This is a genomic window from Variovorax sp. 05N34 (assembly GCF_056397405.1).
Map to the genome: position 1 here is coordinate 598,414 of NZ_JBFTNI010000001.1, position 26,852 is coordinate 625,265.

The 26,852-nt window shown below is 64.5% G+C and carries 24 protein-coding genes; 11 read left to right on the forward strand and 13 right to left on the reverse strand.

The genetic code is table 11. The features are described from left to right. Positions 1 to 5 precede the first annotated feature (5 nt). Complete coding sequence (locus tag AC1DMA_RS02960; protein WP_478143160.1) at positions 6 to 1,973, reverse strand: PAS domain-containing sensor histidine kinase; 1,968 nt, start codon at positions 1,971 to 1,973, stop codon at positions 6 to 8. 157 nt (positions 1,974 to 2,130) lie between these two features. On the opposite strand from AC1DMA_RS02960, the gene AC1DMA_RS02965 reads away from it, so the two are divergent. Then, entirely contained in the window at positions 2,131 to 2,517 is a 387-nt protein-coding gene (locus tag AC1DMA_RS02965; RefSeq protein WP_478126498.1) for a response regulator, read from the forward strand. Between the two features lie 26 nt (positions 2,518 to 2,543). On the opposite strand, the gene AC1DMA_RS02970 is transcribed toward AC1DMA_RS02965, so the two are convergent. After that, positions 2,544 to 3,344 carry a Crp/Fnr family transcriptional regulator gene (locus AC1DMA_RS02970; protein ID WP_478126499.1) on the reverse strand — a complete coding sequence of 267 codons (801 nt, stop codon included), beginning with the start codon at positions 3,342 to 3,344 and terminating at the stop codon, positions 2,544 to 2,546. A gap of 260 nt (positions 3,345 to 3,604) precedes the next feature. On the opposite strand from AC1DMA_RS02970, the gene AC1DMA_RS02975 reads away from it, so the two are divergent. From AC1DMA_RS02975 to AC1DMA_RS02985, 3 genes are read left to right on the forward strand one after another with little or no spacing between them, the layout of a single operon-like run. Beyond that, complete coding sequence (locus AC1DMA_RS02975) at positions 3,605 to 4,276, forward strand: response regulator (protein ID WP_478126500.1); 672 nt, start codon at positions 3,605 to 3,607, stop codon at positions 4,274 to 4,276. Between the two features lie 48 nt (positions 4,277 to 4,324). After that, positions 4,325 to 5,872, forward strand: a complete 1,548-nt coding sequence (locus tag AC1DMA_RS02980) for a DUF3300 domain-containing protein (protein WP_478143161.1) — start codon at positions 4,325 to 4,327, stop codon at positions 5,870 to 5,872. Positions 5,873 to 5,893: 21 nt separating this feature from the next. Continuing rightward, entirely contained in the window at positions 5,894 to 6,832 is a 939-nt protein-coding gene (locus AC1DMA_RS02985; RefSeq protein WP_478143162.1) for a DUF2950 domain-containing protein, read from the forward strand. Between the two features lie 18 nt (positions 6,833 to 6,850). Here the strand turns inward: AC1DMA_RS02985 and AC1DMA_RS02990 are convergent, their stop codons facing one another. Genes AC1DMA_RS02990 through AC1DMA_RS03020 form a run of 7 tightly spaced genes read right to left on the reverse strand, consistent with a single transcriptional unit; the run spans position 6,851 to position 13,899 of the window. Beyond that, positions 6,851 to 8,530 carry a SulP family inorganic anion transporter gene (locus tag AC1DMA_RS02990; RefSeq protein ID WP_478143163.1) on the reverse strand — a complete coding sequence of 560 codons (1,680 nt, stop codon included), beginning with the start codon at positions 8,528 to 8,530 and terminating at the stop codon, positions 6,851 to 6,853. 2 nt (positions 8,531 to 8,532) lie between these two features. Beyond that, positions 8,533 to 9,423, reverse strand: coding sequence for a polyphosphate kinase 2 (gene ppk2, locus AC1DMA_RS02995; RefSeq protein WP_478143164.1), 891 nt, complete (start codon positions 9,421 to 9,423; stop codon positions 8,533 to 8,535). 30 nt (positions 9,424 to 9,453) lie between these two features. Beyond that, entirely contained in the window at positions 9,454 to 10,506 is a 1,053-nt protein-coding gene (locus tag AC1DMA_RS03000) for a hypothetical protein (RefSeq protein WP_478143165.1), read from the reverse strand. Between the two features lie 23 nt (positions 10,507 to 10,529). Then, complete coding sequence (locus tag AC1DMA_RS03005; protein WP_478126506.1) at positions 10,530 to 10,784, reverse strand: RNA-binding protein; 255 nt, start codon at positions 10,782 to 10,784, stop codon at positions 10,530 to 10,532. A gap of 12 nt (positions 10,785 to 10,796) precedes the next feature. Beyond that, on the reverse strand, positions 10,797 to 12,227 hold the full coding sequence (locus AC1DMA_RS03010) for a TolC family protein (protein ID WP_478143166.1): 1,431 nt from the start codon (positions 12,225 to 12,227) through the stop codon (positions 10,797 to 10,799). After that, positions 12,227 to 13,447 (reverse strand): HlyD family secretion protein, encoded by a 1,221-nt coding sequence (locus AC1DMA_RS03015; protein WP_478143167.1) that lies wholly within the window; start codon positions 13,445 to 13,447, stop codon positions 12,227 to 12,229. Before AC1DMA_RS03015 ends, AC1DMA_RS03010 begins: the two co-directional genes overlap by 1 nt. Next, the gene (locus tag AC1DMA_RS03020) at positions 13,447 to 13,899 is read right to left on the reverse strand and encodes a DUF3302 domain-containing protein (protein WP_478126509.1); all 453 of its coding nucleotides are present in this window, start codon (positions 13,897 to 13,899) and stop codon (positions 13,447 to 13,449) included. The genes AC1DMA_RS03015 and AC1DMA_RS03020 overlap by 1 nt, the downstream gene beginning before the upstream one ends. Before the next feature lie 245 nt (positions 13,900 to 14,144). On the opposite strand from AC1DMA_RS03020, the gene AC1DMA_RS03025 reads away from it, so the two are divergent. The 7 genes from AC1DMA_RS03025 (at position 14,145) to AC1DMA_RS03055 (ending at position 23,602) form a co-directional block, all read left to right on the forward strand. Then, positions 14,145 to 15,335 carry a hypothetical protein gene (locus tag AC1DMA_RS03025; protein ID WP_478143168.1) on the forward strand — a complete coding sequence of 397 codons (1,191 nt, stop codon included), beginning with the start codon at positions 14,145 to 14,147 and terminating at the stop codon, positions 15,333 to 15,335. Between the two features lie 34 nt (positions 15,336 to 15,369). After that, positions 15,370 to 16,149: a bestrophin-like domain gene (locus AC1DMA_RS03030; protein ID WP_478143169.1), complete on the forward strand. Its 780-nt coding sequence runs from the start codon at positions 15,370 to 15,372 to the stop codon at positions 16,147 to 16,149. Next, complete coding sequence (locus AC1DMA_RS03035) at positions 16,149 to 16,823, forward strand: hypothetical protein (RefSeq protein WP_478143170.1); 675 nt, start codon at positions 16,149 to 16,151, stop codon at positions 16,821 to 16,823. The genes AC1DMA_RS03030 and AC1DMA_RS03035 overlap by 1 nt, the downstream gene beginning before the upstream one ends. A 142-nt stretch (positions 16,824 to 16,965) precedes the next feature. Next, entirely contained in the window at positions 16,966 to 18,663 is a 1,698-nt protein-coding gene (locus tag AC1DMA_RS03040) for a DUF1302 domain-containing protein (protein ID WP_478143171.1), read from the forward strand. A gap of 10 nt (positions 18,664 to 18,673) precedes the next feature. Next, the gene (locus tag AC1DMA_RS03045; RefSeq protein WP_478143172.1) at positions 18,674 to 20,023 is read left to right on the forward strand and encodes a DUF1329 domain-containing protein; all 1,350 of its coding nucleotides are present in this window, start codon (positions 18,674 to 18,676) and stop codon (positions 20,021 to 20,023) included. A gap of 13 nt (positions 20,024 to 20,036) precedes the next feature. Further along, the gene (locus tag AC1DMA_RS03050; RefSeq protein WP_478143173.1) at positions 20,037 to 21,134 is read left to right on the forward strand and encodes a YCF48-related protein; all 1,098 of its coding nucleotides are present in this window, start codon (positions 20,037 to 20,039) and stop codon (positions 21,132 to 21,134) included. Positions 21,135 to 21,154: 20 nt separating this feature from the next. Beyond that, the gene (locus AC1DMA_RS03055; RefSeq protein ID WP_478143174.1) at positions 21,155 to 23,602 is read left to right on the forward strand and encodes an efflux RND transporter permease subunit; all 2,448 of its coding nucleotides are present in this window, start codon (positions 21,155 to 21,157) and stop codon (positions 23,600 to 23,602) included. A 24-nt stretch (positions 23,603 to 23,626) separates the two neighbouring features. Here AC1DMA_RS03055 and AC1DMA_RS03060 read toward each other — a convergent pair whose 3' ends face one another. Genes AC1DMA_RS03060 through AC1DMA_RS03075 form a run of 4 tightly spaced genes read right to left on the reverse strand, consistent with a single transcriptional unit; the run spans position 23,627 to position 26,832 of the window. After that, on the reverse strand, positions 23,627 to 24,445 hold the full coding sequence (locus AC1DMA_RS03060) for a c-type cytochrome (protein WP_478143175.1): 819 nt from the start codon (positions 24,443 to 24,445) through the stop codon (positions 23,627 to 23,629). Beyond that, complete coding sequence (locus AC1DMA_RS03065; protein ID WP_478143176.1) at positions 24,445 to 26,064, reverse strand: cbb3-type cytochrome c oxidase subunit I; 1,620 nt, start codon at positions 26,062 to 26,064, stop codon at positions 24,445 to 24,447. Before AC1DMA_RS03065 ends, AC1DMA_RS03060 begins: the two co-directional genes overlap by 1 nt. Then, positions 26,051 to 26,623 (reverse strand): cupredoxin domain-containing protein, encoded by a 573-nt coding sequence (locus tag AC1DMA_RS03070; RefSeq protein ID WP_478143177.1) that lies wholly within the window; start codon positions 26,621 to 26,623, stop codon positions 26,051 to 26,053. The genes AC1DMA_RS03065 and AC1DMA_RS03070 overlap by 14 nt, the downstream gene beginning before the upstream one ends. Further along, the gene (locus AC1DMA_RS03075) at positions 26,620 to 26,832 is read right to left on the reverse strand and encodes a hypothetical protein (protein ID WP_478126520.1); all 213 of its coding nucleotides are present in this window, start codon (positions 26,830 to 26,832) and stop codon (positions 26,620 to 26,622) included. Before AC1DMA_RS03075 ends, AC1DMA_RS03070 begins: the two co-directional genes overlap by 4 nt. Between the last annotated feature and the right edge of the window lie 20 nt (positions 26,833 to 26,852).

A 26,852-nucleotide genomic window follows, 5' to 3' on the forward strand; every position in this document is an offset into this window, starting at 1 on the left:
TCGCGTCAGGACTTTCCGGCCCCGACACCGCCATCGATGCCGACCGCATGATCTTCCGGGTTGATCCAGAAGTGGGCGACCATCACATCACCATTGGCCATGGGCGTCACATGCATCCGGAACCACCGCAACTCGTCGGGCGAGTGACAGGAGTATTCGCAAGTAAATGTCTTGCGATCCTCGTAGACCACGCCTTCGAGGCCCCGAAGCACCTTCACTGCCGATTCGTCGCTGAGCGAACTGCGCCGACACACCTCCATGTAATTCACGCCCGGACCGACCAAGCTGAAATCAGGCTGTCCGTTGTGGTTTGCGAATTCGCTCCATGCGCGGTTGACAAAACGGATCGTGCCGCGCCGGTCCATGACTGCGACAGTCCCTGCAATCGCATCGATCACGTCCTGCAGCATCTTGTCCGTCGCGCGAGTCAACAGTCTTGGCAGTGCCTGGGCGTCGTCGAAGTCGCTACGCGGTCCGTCTCCATTCATTGCACCTTTCAACGGGGCACCGTGGTCCAGCAACCCCGGAGCACCTGCACATGGAACCAGCACATCGAGCACGGTGCCTCCTTCCGGCCCGCGGTCGATCCGCACGACACCACCGTGGGCACGAATCCGTTCGCGAATGCCCAGGATTCCGAAAGACCCGTGCTTATGCATGTCCCCTGCATCCAGTCCGCATCCGTTGTCGCTGATCTGCAGCGAGATCGACTCGGGAGTCGCACTTCCGAGCCGGATCTGAACTTCGCTCGCGTGCGAATGCTTGGCCACGTTGTTGAGCGCTTCCTGGGCGACGCGATAGAGGCAAATGGCGATCGGCTGCGCTTCGACCCATTCGCTTGAAATGACTTCCTCGGGCGCATCGACGCTGCACGCAATGCCGGTCTGTTGACCGAACTGCGCAGCCATGGCCTCCAGCGCCGGCACCAGGCCCAGGTCTTCGAGCATCGGCGGACGGAGGTCGTTGACGATACGCCGCGTCGAAACGACTGCTCTTTCTGCGAGACGATCGACATTGCCAAGGAGGAGCGGCAGCTCCGGCGCATCCTCTCCCAAGCGCTCGGCAATGAAATGCAGATCCATGCGGATCGCGGACAAGGTCTGTTGCAGATCGTCGTGCAGTTCTCGTGCGATGCGCTTGCGTTCCTCTTCCTGCACCCGGTCGCGTGAGGCAATAAGCCGTTGCAGCGCCAAATGCGACGACGCAAGGTCGGCTTGCACCTCTCTCATCTCAGTCACATTGCGAACCGTCACCACGGCGCCCGCAATCGCGCCGCCTTCGGAGCAAATCGGCGCGAAGCTGTAGCTGCCGATCAATGACGCGCCTGAATCCAGGCGTCTCAACCGGTATTCGACATTGGTCGCCGTTTCTCCTCGCAGCGCCCTCGACAGCGGCCATTCTTCACGTGTCGACGGTTCGCCGTCGAGCATGAACAATTCAAGCCTCTTGAGGTATTCCGCCAGGCCGCGTCGGCAAGCGGCTTTGTCGGCAAAGCCGTGCAAGGATGCGAAGGCGTCGTTGAACTCGATGATTCGCCCTTGCGCGTCAGAGATATAGACGGCATCGCTCATGCTCGTCAGCGCCGCCTGAAGCTTCCAGGCGCTCTCGCGAAGGTCTTGCTCACTCAGCGCCTTGGCATCCATCACCCGATTGAGTTCTTGCGCCACCGCCCTGATTTCCGGCGGCCCGATGAGGCTGGCCCGAGTGGCTTCCTTGCCGGCTGCGATCAAGGTGGCGGTTTCCTTCAGGTGAGCGATGGGATCCACGATGCCGGCGCCCAGCCGCCACGCGAAGGCAAGTGCGAAGAGGCACAAACCGAGGGCGATCACGATCGCCAACACGGCCGAACTCGGCTCCTCCGCGATCTCGGCCTTGATGAGCCAAGTCACGAGCACCGCGAGAGGAAGCAGCGCGCCCGCCACAAGAAGGACGATTCGGCTCCGGATCGACAGGTTCTCAAACCATGAAGCCATGAGGGATGGATCAGTTGCGTTAGGGCTTTAGGCCGCCGCTAGGATGCCTCAAAAATGCCGTGCTTTCTGATGAATCATTGACCAGACGCATTCTGCGTGCGGCTGTTCGGCGGCAACATGGCCGCAGGGTCAACAAACGACTTTGCGAGGGCCGGACGTGAAAGTGCTGCTGGTCGATGATTCCGTGGCAATACAGCGAAGCTTCGGCGCGCTGCTGGCGACCGCGGCGGGCGTCGAAATCGTCGGTTATGCGGATGACCTGGCGACGGCTGTCGAAGCCATCGCGTCGAGCACGCCCGATCTCATCGTCCTGGACGCCAAACTGCGCGGGAACGACCGCGGCATCGATGTCTTGCGCCATGTCAGGCTGCACGAGCCTCACATCAAGATCGTCATGTTTTCGCAGTTCAACTGGACGTCGATGCGCCACACGCTCATCAAGGCCGGCGCCCTCGCCTACTTCGACAAAAGCACCGAATTCCAGCAGGCGCGAGACTTCATTGCGGATCTTTCGATCGCCCAGTCCGCCCGATCCGCGCAGTAGTCCGAGTCGGCCGAGTTAGGCCGCGCTCAGGAATTGAGTGCCGGTCTTTGCGTCTTTGCAGGTGCGCGCGTGCCCTGCGCATACGACTGCAATGAACCGAGGTCGAGAATCTCCACCTTGCGCTGCTCGACTTCGATCAGGCCGGCTTCCATCAATGCAGCAAACGACCGGCTGATCGTTTCGTGGGCCACCCCCAGGTAGCTTCCGATGTCGCGGCGCGTCATCTGTAGGCGCAGCGATCTTGGCGATTGCCCGCACGTCGACATGCAGCGCGACACATGCAGCAGGAATCTCGCCAGCCGCACCTCGGACGCGGCGGCAGCCATCATCTCCGACACGCGCGTCAGGTCGAGCATGGCCCTGGCCATCGCCCGCAGGATGCCGCGGTCGAAGGACGGCAGATGTTGCGCCAGAGCATGGAAGTCGGGCAAGGCGATGGCGAAGACACTGGCGTCCTCCAGTGCGACGGTTGCCATCTGGTGGCGAGCGTCGAACAGCGCGTCGCAGCCAAGCAGTTCCCCCCTGCGGACGAAGCCGAACACCTGTTCGTAGCCGTCCTCGGCAGTCCTGAAGACCTTGAAGACGCCGGTACGAACGATGTGGATGGAGGTCGCCGGCGCACCTTCTAGAAACAAAAGTTCTCCTGTTTGCAGTCGGCGCACCGTCGGCTGAAAGGTCGACATGGGCCAATCGTCGCCAGCGGTCACGCCGATGAGGTCGAGCATGTCATGAAGAGGGGTCGAGTCGCGACGATCACTGCCGTGAAGCCTCAGGCCGATGTTGCCGCTGAAGTACGACGGAGTCTCATGGGCTTGGGGGATGTTCATTGCGTGCTCTCCAGGTTGTGGGCACTGGCCGGGAGGCCGAAGCTTGCCTCGCAAGCTGCCCGACGAACATCGGTGCGATGCTTTGCACAACGGCGGATTCAATCCGGGAGATTCGGATTTCGCCGAACGCTGGCTAGGAAAATTCCGAACGTCGCAGTCTGTCAACGTCTTGTGAAGCCGCGCGTTTGGCGTCATAGTCGATCGAAATAAACACTGAGATCCGGGCAGCTCTGTTCTGCTGGGTCCGAGGAGGTATTGAGATGGACGCCACTGCTTCCGCGCCGGCGCTGCGAATACTCCTGGTCGACGATCACATGGTCGTCCGGGAAGGCCTCATCCGAGTGCTCGATCCGGCCGCCAACAACTGGGTCTTGACCGAGGCGACGACTGGCTATCAGGCGCTCGACCTTCTCGCAGGGAGTGAGTTCGACCTCGCACTCATCGACCTGTCGATGCCCGGCATGACGGGGCTTGAACTGGTTCAACGCATCAAGTCGGGCTTCAACCGTGTCCGCATTCTTGTCCTCAGCATGCACGCCGAAGAGCAGTACGCAATGCGCGCCTTCAAGGCGGGGGCCAACGGCTACGTCACCAAGGACATTGCCGCCAGGGAGCTCGTTGGTGCGGTGCGCAAAGTTGCGGCGGGCGGCGCCTACGTCACCGAGAGCCTGGCCGAGAAGTTCGTGCAGCAACTCAATGGATCGTCGGAAGCTCCCCGACATGCGCAGCTGACCGATCGCGAACTCGAAGTGCTGCGGCGCGTGGCTGCAGGCCAACCGCTCACCGCCATCGGCGATGCGCTTCACCTGTCGGTGAAGACCGTGAGCACCCACAAGACGCGGATTCAGGAAAAGCTGGATCTCTCCAGCACTGCCGAATTGATTCGCTACGCTCTGGAGAACCACATTGACGACGCTTTCGTGCAGACCTAGGCTTTCGCTCCGTTTCCGCTCTTCGTTCTCAATTAAGGAAGGCGAACCATGCGTGCACTGATCGTCCGCTTTGCCCGTTCGCTGATGGTCGCTGCGTCGCTGTTCACGGCGCTCGCCGGGGCGCAGCAGGGGCAGACCTTCTCGCGCGAACAGTTGGACCAGATGATGGCGCCCATCGCGCTGTATCCGGACCAGTTGCTGTCGCAGGTGCTGATGGCCTCGACCTATCCATCGGACGTCGCGGATGCAGCGCGATGGTCCAAGGCGCATCGGGACGAGAAAGGCGATGCGGCGCTGAAGCTCGTGGCCGATCAGCCATGGGACCCGAGCGTGCAGTCGCTGGTTGCGTTTCCCCAGGTGCTCCAGATGATGGGCGACAAGCCGGATTGGGTGCAGAACCTGGGCGATGCATTTCTCGCGTCGTCCAAGGACGTGCTCGATTCCGCACAGCGGCTGCGCGCCAAGGCCCAGCAGACGGGCAACCTCAAGAGCTCCGAGCAGCAGAACGTCATCGTCCAGCAAGAGCCGCAGACGCAGCAGACAGTCATCAAGATCGAGCCCGCCAACCCTCAGGTGGTCTACGTGCCTTCCTATAACCCGACGGTGGTTTATGGCGCCTGGCCCTATCCGGCCTACCCGCCCTATTACTACCCGCCCGCTCCCTACTACTACCCGGGCGCGGCACTCGCGACCGGCATCGCCTTCGGCGTGGGCGTGGCTGCCACTGCTGCACTTTGGGGCAATGCCAATTGGGGCGGCGGTAACGTCAACGTGAACGTCAATCGGTACAACAGCGTCAACGCCAATCGGCAGATCAGCGCCAATCAGACGAACTTCCAGCACAACGCAGCGAACCGGCGCGGAGTGCCATATCGCGATTCGGCCAGCCAGCAGCAGTTCGGAAAGAATGTGGCAGGCGCAGACCAGCGCGGCGACTACCGCGGCCGGGATGCGCAGCGTCAGCAGGCTCAATCTCAGTTGCAACAGCGCGGCATGGACCCCGGCCAAGGGCGCGATCAGCTTCGCAATGACCCGGGCACACGCGATCGAGCGCAGGCTGCTGCCGGCGGCGCGGGTCGCGGTCCCGGCGGCGCAGGGGGCGTGGGCGGTCCGGGCAGCGCTGGCCGTCCCGGGGGCGCTGGCGGCCCCGGAGGCGTCGGTGGTGCCGGAGGCGTCGGCGGGGTCGGCGGCGCGGGTGGCCCCGGAAATGTGGGTGGACCTGGAGGCGCTGGACGTCCGGGCGGCGCTGGTGGTCCAGGGGGCGTCGGGGGCGTCGGAGGTGCCGGAGGCATCGGCGGTCCTGGAGGACCGGGCAGCGCCGGAGGCGTCGGGGGTCCCGGGAGTGCCGGGGCACGCGGCGGCGACAACGCCTTGAGAGGCGCCGGCGACGGAAATCAGGCCCGCCAGCAGACAAGCCGCGGAGACGCAAGCCGACAGTCGATGTCGCACAACTACGGGGGCGGCGGTGGTGGCGCTCGTGCCGGTGGTGGTGGCGGAGGCGCACACATGAGTGGTGGCGGCGCTCGCGCGGGCGGCGGAGGTGGCGGCATGCGAGGCGGCGGCGGTGGTGGGCGCGGTGGCGGCGGCCGTCGTTGAAGTGATCGACTGGAGGAATTCATGACGCAACACACTCAACGGCACTCGCGGACATCGTGGCTGAACATGGGCAAGTTCAAGTCCTTGGCGGCCGGGACGGCGATGGCGTTGTCCCTCTCGCTCGCATCAGGCCCTGTATTCGCGCAGCACGCCTACCCCTCTCCGGACGCGGCAGCGCAAGCATTCGTCGATGCCGTCACCCGCAGTGATACCGCCGCCTTGACACTCGTGCTCGGCCCCGACTGGAGGCGCTTCGTTCCTGAGGGCGGCGTCGATGTGGACGACATCTACGACTTCCTCGGCGCCTGGTCCAGGCAGCACAAGATCGTGCTCGAAACGCCGGGCAAGGCCATGCTCGCCGTGGGCGACAGCGACTGGACCCTGCCGGTGCCGATCGTGAAGAGCGCGGCCGGCTGGAAGTTCGATCCGCGCGCCGGTGCGGACGTCATGCGCACCCGGCGCATCGGGCGCAACGAACTCGCCGCAATGCAAGCCGCGCTCGCGTACTTCGATGCGCAGAAGGAATACGCGCAGAAAGACCGCGACAACAACGGCGTGCTCGAATACGCGCAGAAGTTCGTGAGTTCACCCGGCAAGCACGACGGCCTCTACTGGCCCGACGCCACGGGCCAGGACGAGAGCCCGCTCGGCCCGCTCTACGGCGGCCAGAAGAGCAGCGAGGGCTATCACGGCTATCACTTCCGCATCCTGAAAGCCCAGGGCAAGGACGCACCGGGCGGTGCTTACGACTATGTGATCGGCGGGCGCATGCGTGCCGGCTTTGCACTGATCGCATGGCCGATCCGCTACGGAGACACGGGCGTGATGAGCTTCATGGTCAGCCATGACGGCACCCTGTACGAGAAGGATCTCGGCTCCAACACCGATGCCGCGGCACGCGCCCTCACGCGCTTCAACCCGGATTCGAGTTGGCGCAAGGTGGACGTGCCCGGCAGCTGATCCGCCCCTTCCAGAGCATCAGGCAGTGGCTCGATGCCGCGCAATGGCTTGTTCGACGCCGAAGAACATGCCATCGCGGCCGAGACGTTCGCCCAGCGGTGAACGCTGCACCATCGCCAGCACGCCGGGATTCAGGCCCGCGAGCCAGAGCGCGATCCCGTCATTGCGCAGCCTTTCCTCGCCTTCGGTCAGCATCTTGAGCGCGGTGTATTCGATATCGAACACACTGCTCATGTCGAGAACGACCACCTGCGGGTGCGCCGCATCGACCAGCGCCATCATCTTGAGACCCATGCGCTCCGCGTTGGCGAAGAAGATCCGCCCTTCCGGCCGCAGGAGAAGCAATCCACCGAAGGATTCATCTTCGGGATGCTCATCGCTTCGCGGCCGCAGCACGCTCGTTCCCGGCTTGCGTCCGAGCACATGCACGGGCGGATCGGACATCTGGTAGGCCAGCGCGACGAGCGACACCACGATCGCGGCGACGATGCCTTGCAGCGTTCCGAGAAGCACCACGCCCGCCATTGCAACGAGCGCCCACACGAACTCGGTGCGCCGAATCTTGATGATGGCCCTGAACTCCGCCGGCTTGATCAAGCCCATCGAATAGACGATGACCACCGCTGCCAGTGTCGCGTGCGGCATCAGCCCGATGAAAGGCGCCAGGAAGAGCGCAGTGCCCAATGCGGCTGCTGCGGTGACCAGTTCGGCAAGCTGGGTGCGCGCGCCACCCAGCTGGTTCACGGCCGTCTGCGTGGTGCCTCCGCCCGCCGGCATTGCATTGAGCAGCGCGCCGCCGACGTTCGCGAGTCCTGTCGCCCAAAGCTCCCGATTGGGCTCCGGCGTCGGATCTCCGCTGCGCGCGAAAGCCCGCCCCGCGGCAATCGTCTCGGTGAAGCTCATCAGCGCAATCCCCAGCGCCGCAGGCCAGAGCGGAATGATCAGCTGCAAATCCGGCAGCGTCACTGGCGGCAATCCGGTTGGCACCGCCCCTACCGGTGCAACGCCATAACTCTCGAGCCCCAGGAACTTCATCGCGGCGATGCCTCCCGCCACTGCGATCAGCGGAGCGGGCGCGCGCGGCGTGAAGCGCTCCATCGCCACCAGCGCGATCACGGTGATAACGCCGACAAGCACCGTCGGCACCGATGCATCCGGCAGGCTGTGCACGACGGAAACCACGTTGTGCAAGAACGAGCCCTTCGCAAAATGAATGCCGAGCAGCTTGGGGATCTGGTCCACCACGATGACGATGCCGATCCCCGCCTTGAATCCGATCAGCACTGGTTCGGAGATGAAGTTCGCGACAAAGCCGAGCCGGAGCAATCCCGCCACGACGAGAATGACGCCGGTCATCAGCGCCAGAGTCGCGGTGGCGGTCGCGAGGCCCGCAGCGTTGTCGTCCGGCACCACGGCCGCCAACGCGGTGCCCGTCAGGATGGCGATCGTGGTGGTCGTGCTCACGCTGAGTGGACGCGAAGTCCCGAGGAGCGCGTAGATCACCATCGGGACGAACACTGTGTAGATGCCGACCTGCACCGGCAGACCCGCGATCGTCGCGTAGGCGAAGGCTTTGGGAATGACGACCGCCGCCGCGATCAGCCCCGCAACGACGTCCGCGGAGAGCCATTCGGACCGATAGTCGCGAAGCCAGCCCGGGATCGGCAATCCCACGCGGCCGCGCAAGTGATGGCGCATGCTCAATAGATCTCGGGCACGACCCTCAACGGGTGGTCCGACTCGCGGTAGTCGCCCCGCGCTTGCCGCTTCGGCAGCTTGATCTTCTCGCGCGGCACTTCTTCATAGGGAATGTGAGCGAGCAGGTGCTTGATGAGGTTCAAACGCGCCCGCCGCTTGTCGTTCGAGTTGACGACGAACCACGGCGCCGCCGGCAAGTCAGTGGCCGTGAACATCTCGTCGCGCGCGCGCGAATAGTCGAACCAGCGGTTGTAGGACTTGAGGTCCATCGGCGACAGCTTCCATATCTTTCGTCCGTCCTCGATGCGCGCTTCGAGCCGGCGGGTCTGCTCTTCGGCGCTGACTTCGAGCCAGTACTTGAGCAGGATGGTTCCGGAATCGAGGATGGCGCGCTCCACCAGCGGTGCGCCGGCCAGAAACGCCTTGGCCTGCGCGTCGGTGCAGAAGCCCATCACACGCTCCACGCCCGCGCGGTTGTACCAACTTCGGTCGAAGATCACGATCTCGCCGGCCGCGGGAAGGTGCGCGAAGTAGCGCTGGAAATACATCTGCGACTTCTGCCGCTCCGTCGGCGCCGGCAGGGCGACGACCCGGAACACGCGCGGGCTGACGCGCTCGGTGATCGCCTTGATCGTCCCGCCCTTGCCCGCGCCATCGCGCCCCTCCAGGACCACGCAGACCTTCAGGCCCGCGTGCTGCACCCACTGTTGCAACTTGACCAGTTCGATGTGCAGTTCGCGCAGTGCCTTGTCGTAGTCCTTGCCGGACAGCGGCTGCGACTTGTCGCCCGCAGCAACTTTCGCGTCGCCTTGTTGCGCCGCCTCGGGCAACTCCTGTGCGCCGTCCTTGTGGTTCGATTTGCCCTGATGGTGTCTCTTGTCGCTCTTTGACATTGCCAGCTCCTCGTTGATGAAGGTCCTGTGTCACAGCAGCCGGGCGGCGTCGTCCAGCAGATTGCGGCGCTGCGGCACATCCGCCCGCATCACCCGCACCAGCGCGAACGCGCGCTCGGTGGGTGGATCGCCGGGGACACGCGCGATCTCCAGATCGAGCGTGTGGCCGCCGTCTTCGTCCTGCTCGTTTGGATGCTCTTGACGCTCTGGCAGCACCACGTTCATGCGGCTCAGCCGCAGGCGCCGCTTCGTGACGTGGATCAACCGGCCTGCATCCGCGAACGCCTCGCACATGACGTCGAGTTGCCGGTCAAGCGCCTCGGCGCGCGATCCCAGGCTCTTGAGCTCGCGGTCGTTCTCTTCCATTTGCGTGCGCAAGCCTGCCGGGTCGGCATCGCCTTTGGCCTCGCCGCCCAGCATCGATCGCATGCCCGTGCCCTGGCGCTCGATCAGGCGCAAGCGCGTTGTCAGCAGCGCACGCTCCTGCTGCAGGACATCTCGCCGCGAAGTGTCCGCCTCGATCCGCGCCAGCGCCTCGATGGCCAACTGATCGATCATCCGAAACACGATCTCGCGCCGAAGCCCGGCGTCTTCGGGGCCGCAGATGCGGATCTGGTGGTCGCTGAAGCTCAGCGTCGTCTGCGGAACGTCCGAGCGCGTGATGCCACCTTCCTGGACGACACCGAGGGTTCGGCGTTCGCTCATCGCCATGCCGAGCACGGCGAACACTTCGCGCAACGCGGGCTCCTGGTCGAGAAAGCGGCGCAGATCTTCAGACCGGCTGAGCGCCGGCCCGATGTCGTCCGCCGAGCCGAAGAACGCCCTGATGTAGGGATCGGATGCCCAACTTGCCGCATCGAGCGTTCGCAGCGCGGGAAATCCGGCGACGAGTTCGCGAAGATGGCGCGCTGCTTTCGAGACTGCCGACTTCAGGCGCGCTTCATGCCCGCGGGCCAGTCGAAGGCGCGGATTCAAGGTCATGACGCGCTCCACCATCCGCTCGATGTCCTCATCCGGCGGCGCGTCACTGTCGCCGCCCTTGTCGCCGCCTTTGTTCCCGAAGAGCCGACCGATGAGTCCCATGGCCCGTCCTTGTAGAGGATCGATCAGGCGAAGTCGTCGCTCAGCACTTGCACTGTGAGGCGTCCCGTTTTCCAGAACATGTCATGGATCCTCTCTTTGACCTTCTTGAGTGCCTCCGGGTGCACTCCGTTGAAGGTCATGATGGCCGCAGGCCTGGTGCCAGCGCCCGGCACGTGCTGGATTTCGTCGAATTCCGGGCAGCCGTATTTGACGAGGAACGCCTTGATCTCGTCATCGGTCGTCCCATCCGGAATGTTTCCAATGAACAGTCGCGCCATTTGGAATCTCCTTCACTGCGTGCAGCACGGCGAAGCAGCCGTTGCCAGGGGCGGCTCGTCAAAGCCACCGCCCAATGCGAGATACAGGTTGGTTCGCTGCGCCAACTGCTCGGCCTGAACGCGCAGGCGCGAGGTGCGCGCCGCGTAGACGGTGAGCTGGCTCTCCTGCACGGTGCGCAGATCGATCGAACCCACTCGATACTGGATGCGCGTGAGCTCCAGCGCCTGCTCGCTGTCGCGGATCGTTGCGGTGAGGATCGCTTCGCGCTCGCGCAGGATCGACTCCGCGCTCAACGCGCTCTCGACTTCGCCGAAGGCTTTCTGGCCTGCGCGCGCGTAGTCGGCCACGGCCACCTTCTGTTCGGCCGTGCGGATTTCCACCTGCGCCCGCAATGCGCCGCCCTGGTAGATGGGCGCGATCAGGTTGGCGCCCAGGCTCCAGATCGGGCTGCTCTGGTCCTTCAGAACGAGCAGGTCGCTCGATACGTTGCTGCCGCCCGCCGTGAGGCTGATTCGCGGAAGCTGCGCGGCCTTGGCTTCGCCGACGCGATCGAACGCAGCGGCGACGCGGCGCTCCGCAGCCACCAGATCGGGCCGGCGCTCCAGCAACTCGGACGGCACGCCGACCGGCAGAGGGGGAGGCATGCGGGCAAGCTGTGTCGCGACGGCGATCTCCGCCGATGGGTAGCGACCCAGCAGCAGTTCGAGCGAACGAAGCGCCTGCTCGCGTGCGAACTCCACCTGCTTCAGTGCATCGCGATACGAACCCACGCTCGCACGCGACTGGGCCACGGCCACGTTGCTGCCATTGCCGATGCGAAAGCGATCCTCCGACATCTGCAGCAGCACCTCGGAGGACCTGAGCGCATCCTGCGTGATGGCATGCTGCAACCCCGCCTCCACCGAGAGGAACCACGCCTTGGCGACCATGGCCGCCAACGACTGGCGCGCAAAGGCATAGTCGGCCTCCGCAGCCAGCGACTGCTCCTTGGCCGCCGCTTTTGCATAGCGCAGCCGCCCCCACACATCCAGTTCGAGCGATGCGTTCAGGAAGATGCCTTGCAGCCCTCCGCTCCCGCCTGACTTGCCGCCGCCGAGGCCGACGACGCCCACCGCAGGCAGCAATGCGGCCGATGCTGCCTCCACGTACCCGCCGGCCTGCTCGACACGCGCCGCGGCCACGCGCAGGTCGACGTTGTAGGCCAGCGCTTCGTTGACGAGCGCAGTCAACGCGGGTTCGTCGAAGGTCGCGAGCCAACCGTCCGCGACGGGCGCGGTCACTCCACCGCCGGCCCTGAACCCCGGAGGCACCGGCGCCTGGGGCAGCACTTCCTTCTGCAACTCGACCGACGTCGGCGGAAGCTTCAGCGCGCAACCGCACAGCACGGCCGCTAGTGTCAGCACCGCCGCGACAGTCCGTCGATGAAACGCAAGTGTTCGCATCAGTGCAGCTTCAGCACAAGGTAGTTGGTAATGGCGCCGACCCGGAGGATCACCATCCGGATGATGTGGATCATCTCCACGTGCTCCGTATAGATCGCGCCCTGGCCGTCCGCGCCCGCCGCAAGAAAAAGCCCCGCGTCTTTCTCGTCGATGATGAACTTGACCGGAAAGCGCCCTGGCATCTGGGGATACGCGGCGGTCTGCGGCAACTGGCCTGATTGAGCCACTTGCCCCTGGCCCTGCGCCCAGACGATCGAATCAACCTTGGCCGAAATGACACGTCCCGGGTACGTCTTGAGCGTGAACTCCGCTGCGTTGCCCGGCTCGACGAGCCGCAATTCGTTCTGGTCGTAAAGGGCGACCACCTGATAGGTCTCTTCGACGAAACTCATGGCGGGCGCCAGCGGCACAGAGACAACGTACGAGCCTGGCCTCAGTTGAACATTGATGGCGTACCCGCTGGTCGGCGCATAGACGGCCGTCTGGTCCAGGTTCCATTGCGCATTGCCGAGGTCCGCGCGGCTGATGTCGACCTGCGCCTTGGCGGTGGCAAGCTGGGCGCGCGCCGATGCGACCGAAGCCTGTTCTCCGTTCACGCGTCCTGACAGCTTTTGCGTGACCTGCGCTTCGTTCGCGTTGGCCGTCGCGATCTGCCCTTGCAGGTCGTACAGGTTCGATTCCGCCTGTTCCAGTGCGAATCGATCACCAGCGCCGCTTGACACCAATTCGCGGTTCTGTCGCACCCGCATTTGTGCGAGTTCGTACTTCGGCTGCAGCGACCTGACCTGTCCAGTCGTGGCCTTGAGCTGTTCCTGCAATTGCCGGGCGCCTGCGGAAGCTTCGATCAAGGCCGCCTGAGACGCCGCGAACTTGGCCTCGTCCGCGACCAACCTCGCCTTGGCGGCGGCGAGTTCGTTCTCGTACTGCGTCGGATCGATGCGAAACAGCAGCTCGCCTTTCTTGACGAGGCGGTTCGGTTCGACGGGCACCTCCAGCACGCGGCCTCGCACTTGCGGCACGATCTGCACGACGTACTTGATCACGCGCACGTCCCCTGTCGACGGCGCGACGACGTTGAGCGTCAGGACCAGAATCGTCAGCGCGACGATCGGGATGATCACCACCGTGACCTGCGTCGCCGTGTTCCATGGCAGCCACTTCAGCTTGATGAAGAAGAGCCAGACGAAGAAGGCGTAGATGCCAAGGAGCAGTGCTTCCATCAGTTGCTCGCATCTCTGGCCGCGGCGGCGAAGCCTCCGCGCGCCGTGACCGCCGCCAGGTTCTTGCGCAGAACCCTGAGCTCGGCGGTCAATCCTCCCTTGGCATCCATGGCGTCGAGCTCTTCGCGCAGGTGCTCGATCTCATGCTCCAGAAGCTCGCCCGACAGTGCCCGCGCGCCCGTCTCGTGGTAGTAGTCCTCGTGCTTTTCGGTGCCGTAGGCGACCTGGTAGCCCACCGGCTTGATATAGGCCCACAGCCAGGCGAGCGGCCAGAGCAGGCCTCCGAAAAACAGCGACAGGAGGCACAGCGTCTTGATGGCGTCCCGCTGCGGATGGTGCCGCTTGTGCGCGATCTTTTCCGGCAGCACGTGCACCATCCAGAACAGGACGATGCCGGCGATCGGCACGGCGAAGATGATGAACCAAGCGAGCCCGGTTGCCGCCGAGCTCATCATCTCGGGCGGAAGAAACGACGCGTTGGCGCTCTTCGGAGCAGCCAGGCTGGCCGCCAAAAGCACAAGGGACGAAAGGCCGGGACCTGATGGGGACCTCTCCCTCGCTCTGCATCGCATACCGGCTCCTGAACTTCCGTGGTGACCCGGCAAATCCTAGATGAGTCGCGAAGCGGCAAATTGAGAAACGTCAATTCCCGTCGACGAAGAGCGCCGAGACTTGGGCGTCACTTGTGGGGGACGAGATGAAACGACACGCCGCCGGCGTCGCAGTCGTGCTCGCCCTCGCCGGCGCAGCACATGCGCAGTCCGACAACGCGGACGGGGCCAACGCGCCCAAGGAAGGAAAGGCCGGCGTCGAGTTCTACGGACAGGCCATGCTCGACGCCATCTACGACGCCGGGCGCATGCACCCTGACTGGCGCGCGACGCTGCGACCATCGCAGATTCCGATCGTCTGCCCGGGCACGCCAGGGTGCGGCAGCAACGGCACGGGTTTGTTGAGCGTGCGGCAATCCAGCCTGGGCTTCAAGTCCTTCATCCCGACGTCGGCAGGTCCGATCAGGACCGACCTGAGCCTGGACCTGTTCGGAACCAGTGGCGGCACCCAGCCCCACCTGCTCGACGTCTGGATCGAATGGAACAGGTTCGGCATCGGGCAGACGTATTCGAACTTCATGGACATCGATGTGCTCCCGGACGTCATTGACTACTGGGGGCCGAGCGGCATGGTCTTCGTGCGAACGCCGCAGCTTCGATTCGTGGCGCTCGACCGGCCGGGAATGCTGGCGGCGATCACGCTGGAGTCGCCCAGTTCGGCGATCGACGCAGGGAGGTTGGCAAGGGTCGATCCGGCTCTCGGCCAAGGCATCACGGGCCACAACCCGGTCCCGGACGCTGTCGCGTCATTCAGGCTCGAACGGGAGTGGGGGCACTTGCGTGCCGCCGCCATCTTTCGGGAACTGGGCTATCACAACACCGAATCGGTCAGTGGAAAGCCGTCCGGCACGGTCAACGGCTATGGCCTGAACCTCGGCGGCGCATTCGAGATCTCCGCCAAGGATCATCTGAATTGGCAACTTGCAGCGGGGCGCGGCATTGCCAGCTACATGAACGACGGCGGCGTCGACCTCGCGCCCGGCGGCAACCTGCGGGCCGAGGCGGTCCCCTCCGTCGGATGGCTTGTTTACTTCACCCACGCCTGGAACGACAAGTGGAGCAGTTCGATCGGCTACAGCGCGCATCGGCAGAACAATACCGGTGGGCAGATTGCCACGGCCTTTCATGAGGGAAGCTATTCGTCCGTCAACGTGCTCTATGCCATCGCCAGGAACTTGACCATGGGCACCGAATTGATCTGGGGGCGCCTCGAAGACAAGGTCGGCGGCTCGCAGGTGGACTACCGCTTGCAGTATTCGACGAAGTTCACGTTCTGAAGGCTTTCCGAAAGCTAAATGCCAGGAAAAAACAATGATCAAAGTGGTCGACTACCCCCTTCTCGTCTTCGTCATCACGTTCTTCTTTTTGACCTTTTGCATGTGGGCCGGGGCCCGGCTGCTCAGAAGATGGGGCCGCCCGCAAGAGAGCACGCGCGACAACTTCGGCATCATCGTGGGGGCGACGCTGACGCTTCTGGGGCTGCTCGTCGGGTTTGGCTTCTCGATGGCCGTTGGCCGCTACGACCAGCGCAAGAACCTCGAAGAAGCGGAAGCCAATGCGATAGGCACCGAGTACGTGCGGGCCGACTTGCTGCCTGCGGCGGACGCGGAAAAGGTTCGCGGCCTGCTGCGCGAGTATTTCGATCAGCGGGTTCTTTTCTATACGACGCGTGACGAGCGGCAGTTGGCTGAAGTCAACGCACGGACTGCGAAGCTGCAGACGCAATTGTGGTCGGCGGTGGTGGCCCCGGTGGCAGCGGCACCGCTGTCGCCGACAGTCGCGCTCGCGGTGTCGGGCATGAACGATGTGCTCAATGCGCAGGGCTATACGCAGGCGGCCTGGTGGAACCGGATTCCCCGCGCCGCATGGCTTCTGATGCTGGGCATCGCGGCCTGCTGTCATCTGCTGGTGGGCTATGGCGTGCGTGATGCCACTGCCGAACGAAGCCAGCTCCTGGTTCTGCCGCTGGTCCTGGCCATTGCGTTCTTCCTCATTGCCGACATCGACAGCCCACGCGGCGGCGTGATCCGCGTGATTCCGCAGAACCTGATCAGTCTCGGGGACTCCATTCACCCGCCCGAAAAGAAATGATGCAGCCTGAATCCGAAAACAAAAACGAAGTGGCGAGAGAGCCGGTCCTCAGCCCGGTCGATCGCGTATCGGAAATGCTTTTCGGGCTCTTCATGGCGCTCACCTTCACGGGCGCCGTGTCGGTGGCCGACTCAGGGCGCGAGGATCTGCGGCAGATGTTCATCGCCGCGCTGGGCTGCAACCTCGCCTGGGGACTGGTCGATGCAGTCATGTACCTGGTCCGCACGGTGACCGATCGCGGGCGATGGGTCACGCTGGTGCGCACCGTCCGCGATGCGGCGGATGCACAGACAGGGCGTGATCTTGTCGCCGGTTCCCTGTCGCGCGTCGGCGCGCGCTTCGTGCTGGCGGCCGAACTCGAGGCGATTCGCAGCCGAATGGTGGCCCTGCCGTCCATCCCGTCGCGGCCGAGGCTGTTGTGGCGTGACGCGCTCGCCGGGGTCGCGATCTTCCTGATCGTGGTGACGGCAACATTTCCGGTGGTGCTGCCCTTTGCGCTGATCCAGGATGTCAGGACGGCAATGAACGTGTCCCGCATCGTCGCGCTGACGATGCTCTTCATCGGCGGCCTCGCCTTGGGCCGCTACGCCGGGTACGGCAGCTGGAAGGTCGGCCTGATGATGGTCGGGCTCGGCACTGCGCTGGTGGCTGCGATCACGGCGCTCGGCGGCTGAGCGCCGCTCCAGACTTTCCCTACCCCCCTCCCCCCTCCACCAAGGAGGGGGTGGCGAGTGCGCGCGAATCCCAGAATTCCGCCCGGTCACTGCTCATATGCAGGAGAGACCTCCCACTCACCAACGAAGAAACTGGAAACACGTGCATCACTCCCACCACAAGACGGGATCCGCCGAAACCCGCTCGTCCTTTCGCCTCTCAGCCGTTGCCGCTGCCACCTTGCTGGCGACCTTGTCGTCAGGCGGTGCGCATGCATTCGAGTTCGACACGGGCAATCCGGACGTCTCCGTCCGCTGGGACAACACGCTTCGCTACAACTATGCAAACCGCGTTGCCAATCGCGATCCGAAGATCGGCAACTACGTGGTTTCGGACGAGGGCACCTACAGTTTCAACTCGGGTGAGACAGTGGCAAACCGCCTCGACATCCTCTCCGAGTTCGACCTCACCTATCAGAAGCGCTACGGCATGCGCGTGAGTGCCGCTGGCTGGTACGACAACGCGTACGGCAGCACCAGCCAATCCAATCCGTACCCGCCGCTGGTGAACATCCCCAGCTACGTCAACCATCAGTACAGCCCTTACGTCCAGCGCTACTACGCCGGGCCTTCGGGCGAATGGCTCGATGCCTTCCTGTTCGGCGGCTTCGACATCGGGAACGTGCCGGTCAACATGAAGCTCGGCCGCCATTCCCTCTACTGGGGCGAATCGCTCTTCGTGAACGGCAACCTCAATGGCATCGCCTATTCCCAGAATCCGCTCGACTTGCAAAAGGGTTTCGCAACGCCTGGCGTGGAAGCCAAGGAGTTGTTCCGGCCGCTCAGCCAGATCTCGATGCAGGCGCAGGTGACGGACACGGTGTCGGTCGCGGCGCAATACATGCTGCAGTGGGAAGCCTTCCGCTACCCCGAAGGCGGCACGTACCTCGGCCCCGTGGACTTCGCGTTCAACGGGCCGGACCGCCAGTTCATCTCGGGTCCCCTGGGCTTTGCACAGAACGGCGGCGCACTCAAGCCGCCGCAGCGGGGCGAAGGTGGCCTGTCGACGCGCTGGAGCCCCGAGTGGCTCGACGGAACGATGGGCTTCTACTGGCGCAACTTTGCCGACAAGCTGCCGCAGACCCTGCTCACGCGCGTCGGGCCGAACATCAGCCGCTACAACCTGGTCTACGCCGACAACATCGATCTGTTGGGCGTCAGTCTTGCGAAGAACATCGGCGGCATCAGCTTCGGCTCCGAGCTCTCGTATCGCCACAACACGCCGCTGAACAGCACGGTGCTCGGCATTGCACCAGGCGTGCCTGCGCCGGGCGATACCAACGGGCCACGCGGCGACACGTATCACGGCCTGGTCAATGCAGTGGGCGTGATACCGAAGACTGCCGTTTTCGACACGGCGACCTACGGCGCAGAACTTACATGGTCCAGCTGGTCGAAAGTCACCAGCGGCAAGAACCTCTTCTTCGCCGAGGGCTTTGCGGCCTGTGCCGGCAAGGACAAGTGGGACGGTTGCACCACGAAGAACTACTTCGGCGCCGGTCTCTCCTTCACGCCCACCTGGTTCCAGGTGTGGCCGGGCGTCGACGTGTCGGCACCCCTTACGTACGCCGTCGGCCTCTACGGCAATGCGGCAACCGTCTTTGGCGGCAATCAGGCGAACGGCAACTACAGCGTGGGCGTCGGCTTCGACGTCCGCCAGAAGTACCGCATCGACCTGAAATACATCAACTACGTCGGCCGCTACCGCGACAACGGGTATGCCGTGACCAGCCAGAACGGCCTCACGACCTTGCTCGACGACCGCGCATTCGTGAGTCTGACTTTCAAAGCCACTTTCTGAGAATCCCAACATGAAATTCACCCACTCGGTGCTTGCAGGCGTCGTCGCCGCAACGGCCGCCTTGGCGGCGCAAGCGGCCATCACCGCCGACGAAGCCAAGGCCCTCGGCACGACCCTCACGCCCGTCGGCGCCGAAAAGGCCGGCAACAAGGACGGCACCATTCCCGCCTACGACGGCGGGCTGAAGTCGGCTCCCGCTGGCTTCAAGGCTGGCGACGGCATTCGCCCGGATCCGTTCGCCGGCGAAAAGCCGCGCCTCGTGATCGATGCCAAGAACATGGCGCAATACGCCGACAACCTGACCGACGGCACCAAGGCGCTGCTGCAGAAGTACCCCGGCTTCCGCGTCGATGTCTACCCGACGCACCGCACCGTCGCCTTCCCGAAGTTCGTCACCGACAACACGGCGGCCAACGCAGTGCAGGCGAAGACGGCCAACGACGGCCGCTCCATCGAAGGCGCGCACGCCGGCTTCCCGTTCCCTATTCCGAAAACCGGCTACGAGGCCATGTGGAATCACCTGGTGCGCTTCAACGGCCAGAGCTACGAAGCCAAGTACCGCAACCTGAACGTCGACGCCAGCGGCCACTCGGCGCTGGCCACTGAAGGTCTGAGCGTGCAGGACTTTCCGTTCTGGGACTCGAGCAAGCAGACGGCCGACACGTACTGGCGCATCAAGCTCACCTACACCGGCCCGGCACGCCGCGCCGGAGAGGCGCTGCTGATCGTCGATCCGCTCGACATCGGCAACAAGGACCGCCGCGCCTGGATGTACCTGCCCGGCCAGCGCCGCGTCAAGGTCGCTCCGGACCTGTCGTTCGACACGCCCAACCCCGGCACCGCCGGCGCGACGACCTTCGACGACACCTTCATCTTCAACGGCTCCATGGACCGCTTCGACTTCAAGCTGATCGGCAAGAAGGAGATGTACGTGCCCTATAACGATTACGCCGCGGTGTACCAGTCCAAGCAGGACGACCTGCTCAAGCCGAACCACCTGAACCCGGACCTGGTTCGCTGGGAACTTCATCGCGTATGGGCCGTGGAAGCCACGCTGCGCGACGGCAAGCGCCACGTCTACAGCAAGCGCACCTTCTACCTCGACGAAGACTCGTGGGCAGCGCTGGCTTCGGACAACTACGACGCGCGCGGCCAGCTCTATCGCTCCGGCTTCGCCTACATGACGCCGAGCTACGACCTGCCGGCACCGTACACCGACATGTTCGGCCACTACGACTTCGCATCGCGCGTCTATTCGCTGACCGGCTACATCGCCGAAACCGGCGGCATGCGCCACACGAAGCCGCTGTCCGACCGCGAGTGGACCGCCGACTCGCTGGCCGGCGCGGGCGTTCGCTGATCGAGGCCCTGCGATGAACGCGAAGCGATTCACGATCGGTGCCCTGGCACTTGCCGCAGCGTTGGCCGCGACGGTCTCGGCACGCGAGGTCCTGCCAGTGAAGCCCGCCGGATGGCGTGACGTGCTGGACACTTCCGCCACCAAGAGCCCGCTCGCTTCGCGCACGTTGCTCAACGGCCTGGCCAACGCCGGCGACCGCGTGGTGGCCGTGGGCCAGCGCGGGCATATCGTCTGGTCGGACGATTCAGGCAGGAACTGGCGGCAGGCCGATGTGCCCGTCAGTTCCGATCTGGTGGCCGTCACCTTCGCGAACGTCACGACCGGCTGGGCCGTGGGGCACGACGGCGTCGTGCTGCGCAGCACCGATGGCGGCCAGAGCTGGACCACCCAGCTGGACGGCCGGCGCGTCGGGGAAATGATGGTCCGCTACTACCAGCGCGAAGCTGCCGCACTGGCGGCCGACGATCCGAAGCGCGCCGGACTGCTGGTGGACGAGGCTCGGCGCTTCGAGGCGCAAGGGGCGGAGAACCCGTTCCTGGACGTCTGGTTCCGCGATGCGTCCGAAGGCTTCGTGGTCGGCGCGTTCGGGCTCGTGCTGCATACCAACGACGGCGGCATCACCTGGGAACCGTGGCTGCACGCGGTGGACAACCCGAAGGGCCTGCACCTCTATGCGGTGCGAGGCATCGGCGCGGACATCTACATTGCCGGCGAGCAGGGACTCCTGCTCAAGCTGGAGCGCGGCGACACACGTTTTCGCGCACTCGAACTGCCCTACAAGGGCACCCTCTTCGGCGTCACCGGCAATGCCCGTTCGGTGATTGCCTATGGCCTGCGCGGCACGGTGCTGCGCAGCGTCGATGCCGGACGAAGCTGGCAGCAGACACCGACCGGCCTGCAGGTCGGACTGACCGCCGGCACGCGCCAGGACGACGGACGCATCGTCCTCGTCAGCCAGGCCGGCCACATCCTGACCAGCAACGATGACGGCGCCAGTTTCAAGGCCGCCGTTGTCGAACGCACCGTCCCCGCCGCGGCGGTGGTCACCCCCGCCAAGGGCGCGCTCGTGATCGCAGGGCCGCGCGGCGCCCAATCGCTTCAGCTGCCCTGACCGGCAGCGGGATCTCGCACATGCACACCCCTATCTCCGCGGACATCTCCGCGCCGAGCTCGCTCGAGCAATTCGACACACGCTCTGGCTCCCCGCTCGAGCGCCTGATCTTCAATCACCGCTTCGCCGTGATGGTCGCCTGCGGCCTGATCACACTGCTGCTGGGCTTCATGGCCGTGACGCGGCTGACGCTCAACGCCAGCTTCGAGAAGATGCTGCCGCAGGGCCATCCCTACATCCAGAACTACCTCGACAACCGCACCGAACTGCGCGGGCTGGGCAACTCCCTGCGCATCGTCGTCGAGAACACCCAGGGCGATATCTACGACCCGAAGTACCTCGCCGCGCTCAAGAAGATCCAGGACGATCTCTTTCTGACGCCCGGCGTCGACCGCGCGTGGATGAAGTCGCTCTGGGCACCGGCCGTGCGCTGGACTGAGGTGACCGAGGAAGGCTTCCAGGGCGGCCCGGTCATGCCAGACAACTACGACGGCTCGCAGGTCTCCACAGAAAAGCTGCGCGGCAACATCGCACGCGCCGGGCTGGTGGGCAGCCTCGTGGGCAATGACTTCAAGTCGAGCATGATCGTCGTGCCGCTGCTGGACCAGGACGCCACACCGGGCAAGCGGCTTGACTATCGCGGCCTGTCGCACACGCTCGAACAGATGCGCGCCCGCTACGAGACCGACGCCCAGGGCCAGCCGACGGGCATCCGCGTGCACAGCATCGGCTTCGCCAAACTCGTCGGAGACCTGATCGACGGCCTCTACCAGGTGGCGCTGTACTTCGCATTGGCCGCCCTGGTGGCAACGCTCATCATCTTCTTCTACACGCGCTGTGTTCGAAGCACGACGCTGGTCGTCGCGTGCTCGCTGGTGGCGGTGGTCTGGCAACTTGGGCTGGTGGCCGGGCTCGGCTTCGAGCTGGACCCCTATTCCATCCTCGTGCCCTTTCTCGTCTTCGCGATCGGCGTGTCGCACGGCGCGCAGAAGATGAACGGGATCATGCAGGACATCGGCCGCGGCGCGCACCGACTGGTTGCTGCGCGCTTCACCTTCCGGCGCCTGTTCCTCGCGGGCTTGACCGCTCTGGTGGCCGACGCCGTCGGCTTCGCCGTGCTGATGATGATCGACATCCCCGTCATCAAGGACCTGGCGCTCACCGCGAGCATCGGCGTGGCGGTGCTGATCGTGACCAACCTGATCCTGCTGCCGGTGCTGCTGTCGTACATCGGCGTCAGCGCCAAGGCTGCGCAGCGCAGCCTGCGCGCCGAACTCAACGAGACAACGAGCGGAGCCAGCTCCGTCTATGCATGGCTCGACCGGTTCACCGAGCGGCGCTGGGCGCTCGGCACCGTCATCTCGGCCGCGGTGCTGCTCGCCGTCGGCCTGGCGGTAAGTACCCATCTCAAGATCGGCGACCTCGACCCCGGAGCGCCCGAACTGCGGCCGGACTCCCGCTACAACCGCGACAACGCCTTCATCACTTCCAACTATTCGCTCTCCAGCGACACCTTCGCGGTGATCGTCAAGACCGCCAAGGAAGGCTGTCTGAAATACGAAACGCTCATCGAAGCCGACCGGCTCGCCTGGGCGCTCCAGCAGGTACCCGGCGTGCAGACCACGATGTCGCTGGCCAACGCCGTGCGCCAGATCACCGCCGGCAGCAACGAAGGCAGCCCCAAGTGGCTGACCATCGCCCGCAACCAGGACGTGCTGAACTACGGTGCGCAACAGGCCAGCGTGAACAACCCGGAACTCTTCAATACCGAGTGCTCCGTGATGCCGGTGATCGCCTACCTGGCGGATCATCGCGCGGAAACGCTCGACCGGGTGGTGCAGGCCAGCGCCGCCTTCGCGGACGCACACAGCAACGGCGATCGCAAGTTCCTGCTTGCAGCGGGCGGCGCCGGCATCGAGTCGGCCACCAACATCGTCGTCCACAAAGCCTGGACGCAGATGCTGATGCTGGTCTACGCGGCAGTCATCGTGCTGTGCTTCATCACCTTCCGCAGTTGGCGCGCCGTGGTAGTGGCGGTGGTTCCGCTGGTGATCACGTCGGTGTTGTGCGAAGCGCTGATGGTCTGCCTGGGCATCGGCGTCAAGGTGGCGACCCTGCCGGTGATCGCACTCGGCGTGGGCATCGGTGTGGACTACGCGTTGTACCTGCTGAGCGTGCAGCTGGCCCGCCAGCGCGCCGGCGCAACGCTGGCGCAGGCTTACCGCGATGCCTTGCGGTTCACGGGCAAGGTGGTCGTGCTGGTCGGGGTGACTCTCGCGGCGGGCGTGCTCACCTGGGCGCTCTCGCCCATCAAGTTCCAGGCGGACATGGGCATCCTGCTGTCTTTCATGTTCATCTGGAACATGGTCGGTGCAGTGCTGCTGATTCCCGCGTTGTCTCACTTCCTGCTGCGCCCGCGTGCCACCTCTACCCTGATTGGCGAGACGCGGACCGTGGCGATCGCATAGCGGAAGCCCGCCAGCACGGGCTCTTCAGCGGGCTTCGCGCACGGGTTCGCGCCGTGCATAGAAGTCCGCAACGCTTTCGAGTTCTTTCTCTGTCAATGGCCGCACCATGTTGCGCATCTGCCCGAAGCTGTCGTTGCGGCGATCGCCCGCCGCGAAAGCCTTGAGCTCTTTCAGGAGGTACTCCTTGGGCATGCCTTCCAGCCACGGTGCTCCCAGCTTGTGGTCGATGCCGCCATGACACGCGACACAGGGCACGATGTTTCGCAGTGGGTCTCCGACGCGCACCAGCGCGGGCGCATCGGGTTCGTCAGGCCGCACGAGGGCGGCGCGCGCCTTCGGAAGCGAATCGTAGTAGGCGGCGACGTCTTGGATGTCACGTTCCGACAGCCGGTTGGCAATGGTCTGCATGAACGCGCTGCTCCGGTCGCCGCGCTTGTAGTCATGAAGTTGCTTGATGATGACTTCAGGATACTGTCCGGCGAGATTGGGCGAGCCGCCATCGCTCATGCCCTGCGCGCCATGGCACATGCTGCATTGCTGGATCGCGATCGTCGCGCCGCGGCCAGTCGCGTCGCCAGCGCCGGAGCGGCCCATCGCGTTCGTCAATACGACGCGGGTGGTGCCCGTGCCCGGCTTTGGCCATTCACCAGCGGTCGTCCATTCGCTGGGTACGCCCGCCGCTCGGCAGATGCTGTCCCAGAGGCTCTTGGCAGTGAAGTCGCCATGTCTGGACGGCAGCCAGACGAACCCGACCAGCAGCGTCGCCGCGGTGAGCGCGATGATGCCGACCAGGCTCCATCGAAACCATCGGTTGCTCCATGCGAACAGGCTGGCTTGCTGCATCACCGCCCTCCGATGGGAATGACAGGCACAGAGGCATTCTCGAGCGAGGCCAACTGCGCAATGGGAAAACCGTAGTTCACGACCGTGAGAGCGATCATCAATACGACCCAGAGCGCAAAGCCGTTCAACGCGACCGGGATGGTCGCAGGCATATGGATCGGCGTGCTGAACCTGTAGGGCGCGGGCGCCGCTTCGCTCTTGCCCGCGCGCGCCAGGATGAAGATGAAAAGCAGCGCGGACACCACCAGCAGCAGGCCTCCGAGAGTCCCCGCCACAAGCGTCCAGCCCTGATTGCTGAGCGCGGGGTTCGAGAAGTCGAAGTACGCCATGCGCCGCGGCTGTCCGAGCAATCCGACCCAATGCCAGGGCAAGGTCATCACGATCATCCCGACGAACCAGAGCCAGAGTTGAGTCCGCATGAGGCCGGCGGGCAGCGGCTTGCAGCCGGTGAGCTGCGGCCACAGGTCATAGGCGACCACGAAGTACATGATGACGATCGCGCCCGCAAAGATCAGGTGAAAGTGCCCCGTCACCCACTGCGTGTTGTGGACCGCCTCGTTGAGCTGAAAGCTCATGTTGATGAGCCCGCCCGCCCCGCCGAGGCCCAGCATGACGAAGGAGAAGGCGACGGCCAGCATCATCGGATTGCCCCATGGCAAGGCCTTCACCCATCCGAAAGCCCCCCTCCCCCCGCGCAAGCGCGCCGCGATCTCCACGGACGCGACGATGGTGAAAACAGTGAGAAAGGTGGGCACGGCCACCATCGCCGTGAAAGCTGCATGCACGAACTTGAACCCTGCGCCCACCTGCGGATCGGCGAAGAGGTGATGAATGCCGATGGGCATCGAGAACACAAGGAAGAGCACGAAGGCGACACGCCCCATCGTGTCGCTGTAGAGACGCCCGCCAATGGCGCGAGGCACGATCGTGTAGAACGCGATGTAGGCCGGCATCAGCCAGAAGTACACGATCGCGTGCAGCGTCCATGAGAAGAAGACGCGTGCCAGGCCGGCATTGATGGTGTCCGTCAGGCCCAATGAAGCCGGCAAGATCAAAAGCAGGATCTCGAGGGCGGCACCCACCGATGTCCACGCCCACAGATAGGCACCGGCGACGTTGCCGAACATCGCCAGCGGCACCGCCGCGCCGGCATTCTTTTTCTTCCATGCGCTCAGGTTGATCGACATGAGCGCCACCCAGATCCACGAGCCGACCACCACCAGCACGATGCCAAGGTAGTAGAACGGGCTGGCGATCATGGGCGGATAGAAGGTGTAGAGCACCGATGCAAGGCCCAGCGCGACCGGCGTGGCAGCCATCACCGTGCCGACGACCACGAGCCAGAAGCCGGCCCATGCCCAGCGCAGGCCAATCAGCGGCTGCTTCAGCGCGAGTTCGCTGATCGCATAGCCGAAGCCCATTGCCACCAGGGTCGGGAGGACATAGCCCATCACCGTGCCGTGCGCCGTCACGGAGCGGTAGTAATGTTCCGGGTCGCCCACCCACGCACTGAGCGGGCTGCGCACGAACATCTGCCATTCGCCCAACACGATGGCCGCGCCGAATGCGATGAAGGCCACCCAGAAGTGCGCGAGGACGAGTTTTCTAGCGAGGAACACAGCTCATCCTCTCTCCGCCTTTGGCATTGGCGAGGAATTCATCGGCGGGCAGCACCTGCACGCGGCCCCACATCGCCTCGTGGCCCGTGCCGCAATACTCATGGCAGGGCATCAGGCGGTCGCCAGTCTTCTCGAAAGTCGCGGTGAAGGTGGCGATAAACCCCGGAATCAGCATCACATTGGCGTTCGTCTTGTCGACGACGAAGCCGTGGACGGCATCGGCGCTGGTCGCGCGAAACGTGACCGGCACACCGGCCGGAACGACCAGGCACTGAGGCTCGAACGAATACTGCTGTGCGACGAGCCTGACCACGACCTTGCCATTTGCATCGACCGTGGTGCCCAGGTTGTTTTCGACGAACTCGCCCGAGACGTGCAGCGTGCGCGGATCGATCGTCTCCACCCGCGACGGCGGCATCGACGCCCAATGCAGTCCGGTGATGATCATCATTGCGAGCAGCAGCGCGATGATGATCATCACGACGATCGCCCAGCGCCTTTCCGCCCCTGCCGCGACGGCTTCGGATGCGTGCGACACGCCGGCGTTTGTCGATGTCACTGGATCACTCCTCGCGGCACGAAGACCAGGAAGTAGAAGAGGAACACGATCGCGACGACGATGAAGGTGGCGACTCCGACGACGGCGAACGTGCCCGCTGGTCCGAGAGAGACGATCTCGTCGATGCGCGCTTCTTCTCGCGCCTGCTCTCGCGCCAACTCGGCGGCTTCGACGGCAGTTGGAAGATCGTCGGGAGTTGCGGTGGCCATGGCGCGGACCTTCCTTGCTG

Coding starts and splice junctions, on each gene's coding strand:
- AC1DMA_RS02960 (WP_478143160.1), bottom strand. CDS start 1,973: ATGGCTTCATGGTTTGAGAACCTGTCGATCCGGAGCCGAATCGTCCTT.
- AC1DMA_RS02970 (WP_478126499.1), bottom strand. CDS start 3,344: ATGAACATCCCCCAAGCCCATGAGACTCCGTCGTACTTCAGCGGCAAC.
- AC1DMA_RS02975 (WP_478126500.1), top strand. CDS start 3,605: ATGGACGCCACTGCTTCCGCGCCGGCGCTGCGAATACTCCTGGTCGAC.
- AC1DMA_RS02980 (WP_478143161.1), top strand. CDS start 4,325: ATGCGTGCACTGATCGTCCGCTTTGCCCGTTCGCTGATGGTCGCTGCG.
- AC1DMA_RS02985 (WP_478143162.1), top strand. CDS start 5,894: ATGACGCAACACACTCAACGGCACTCGCGGACATCGTGGCTGAACATG.
- AC1DMA_RS02990 (WP_478143163.1), bottom strand. CDS start 8,530: ATGCGCCATCACTTGCGCGGCCGCGTGGGATTGCCGATCCCGGGCTGG.
- ppk2 (WP_478143164.1), bottom strand. CDS start 9,423: ATGTCAAAGAGCGACAAGAGACACCATCAGGGCAAATCGAACCACAAG.
- AC1DMA_RS03000 (WP_478143165.1), bottom strand. CDS start 10,506: ATGGGACTCATCGGTCGGCTCTTCGGGAACAAAGGCGGCGACAAGGGC.
- AC1DMA_RS03005 (WP_478126506.1), bottom strand. CDS start 10,784: ATGGCGCGACTGTTCATTGGAAACATTCCGGATGGGACGACCGATGAC.
- AC1DMA_RS03010 (WP_478143166.1), bottom strand. CDS start 12,227: ATGCGAACACTTGCGTTTCATCGACGGACTGTCGCGGCGGTGCTGACA.
- AC1DMA_RS03015 (WP_478143167.1), bottom strand. CDS start 13,447: ATGGAAGCACTGCTCCTTGGCATCTACGCCTTCTTCGTCTGGCTCTTC.
- AC1DMA_RS03020 (WP_478126509.1), bottom strand. CDS start 13,899: ATGAGCTCGGCGGCAACCGGGCTCGCTTGGTTCATCATCTTCGCCGTG.
- AC1DMA_RS03025 (WP_478143168.1), top strand. CDS start 14,145: ATGAAACGACACGCCGCCGGCGTCGCAGTCGTGCTCGCCCTCGCCGGC.
- AC1DMA_RS03030 (WP_478143169.1), top strand. CDS start 15,370: ATGATCAAAGTGGTCGACTACCCCCTTCTCGTCTTCGTCATCACGTTC.
- AC1DMA_RS03035 (WP_478143170.1), top strand. CDS start 16,149: ATGCAGCCTGAATCCGAAAACAAAAACGAAGTGGCGAGAGAGCCGGTC.
- AC1DMA_RS03045 (WP_478143172.1), top strand. CDS start 18,674: ATGAAATTCACCCACTCGGTGCTTGCAGGCGTCGTCGCCGCAACGGCC.
- AC1DMA_RS03050 (WP_478143173.1), top strand. CDS start 20,037: ATGAACGCGAAGCGATTCACGATCGGTGCCCTGGCACTTGCCGCAGCG.
- AC1DMA_RS03055 (WP_478143174.1), top strand. CDS start 21,155: ATGCACACCCCTATCTCCGCGGACATCTCCGCGCCGAGCTCGCTCGAG.
- AC1DMA_RS03060 (WP_478143175.1), bottom strand. CDS start 24,445: ATGCAGCAAGCCAGCCTGTTCGCATGGAGCAACCGATGGTTTCGATGG.
- AC1DMA_RS03075 (WP_478126520.1), bottom strand. CDS start 26,832: ATGGCCACCGCAACTCCCGACGATCTTCCAACTGCCGTCGAAGCCGCC.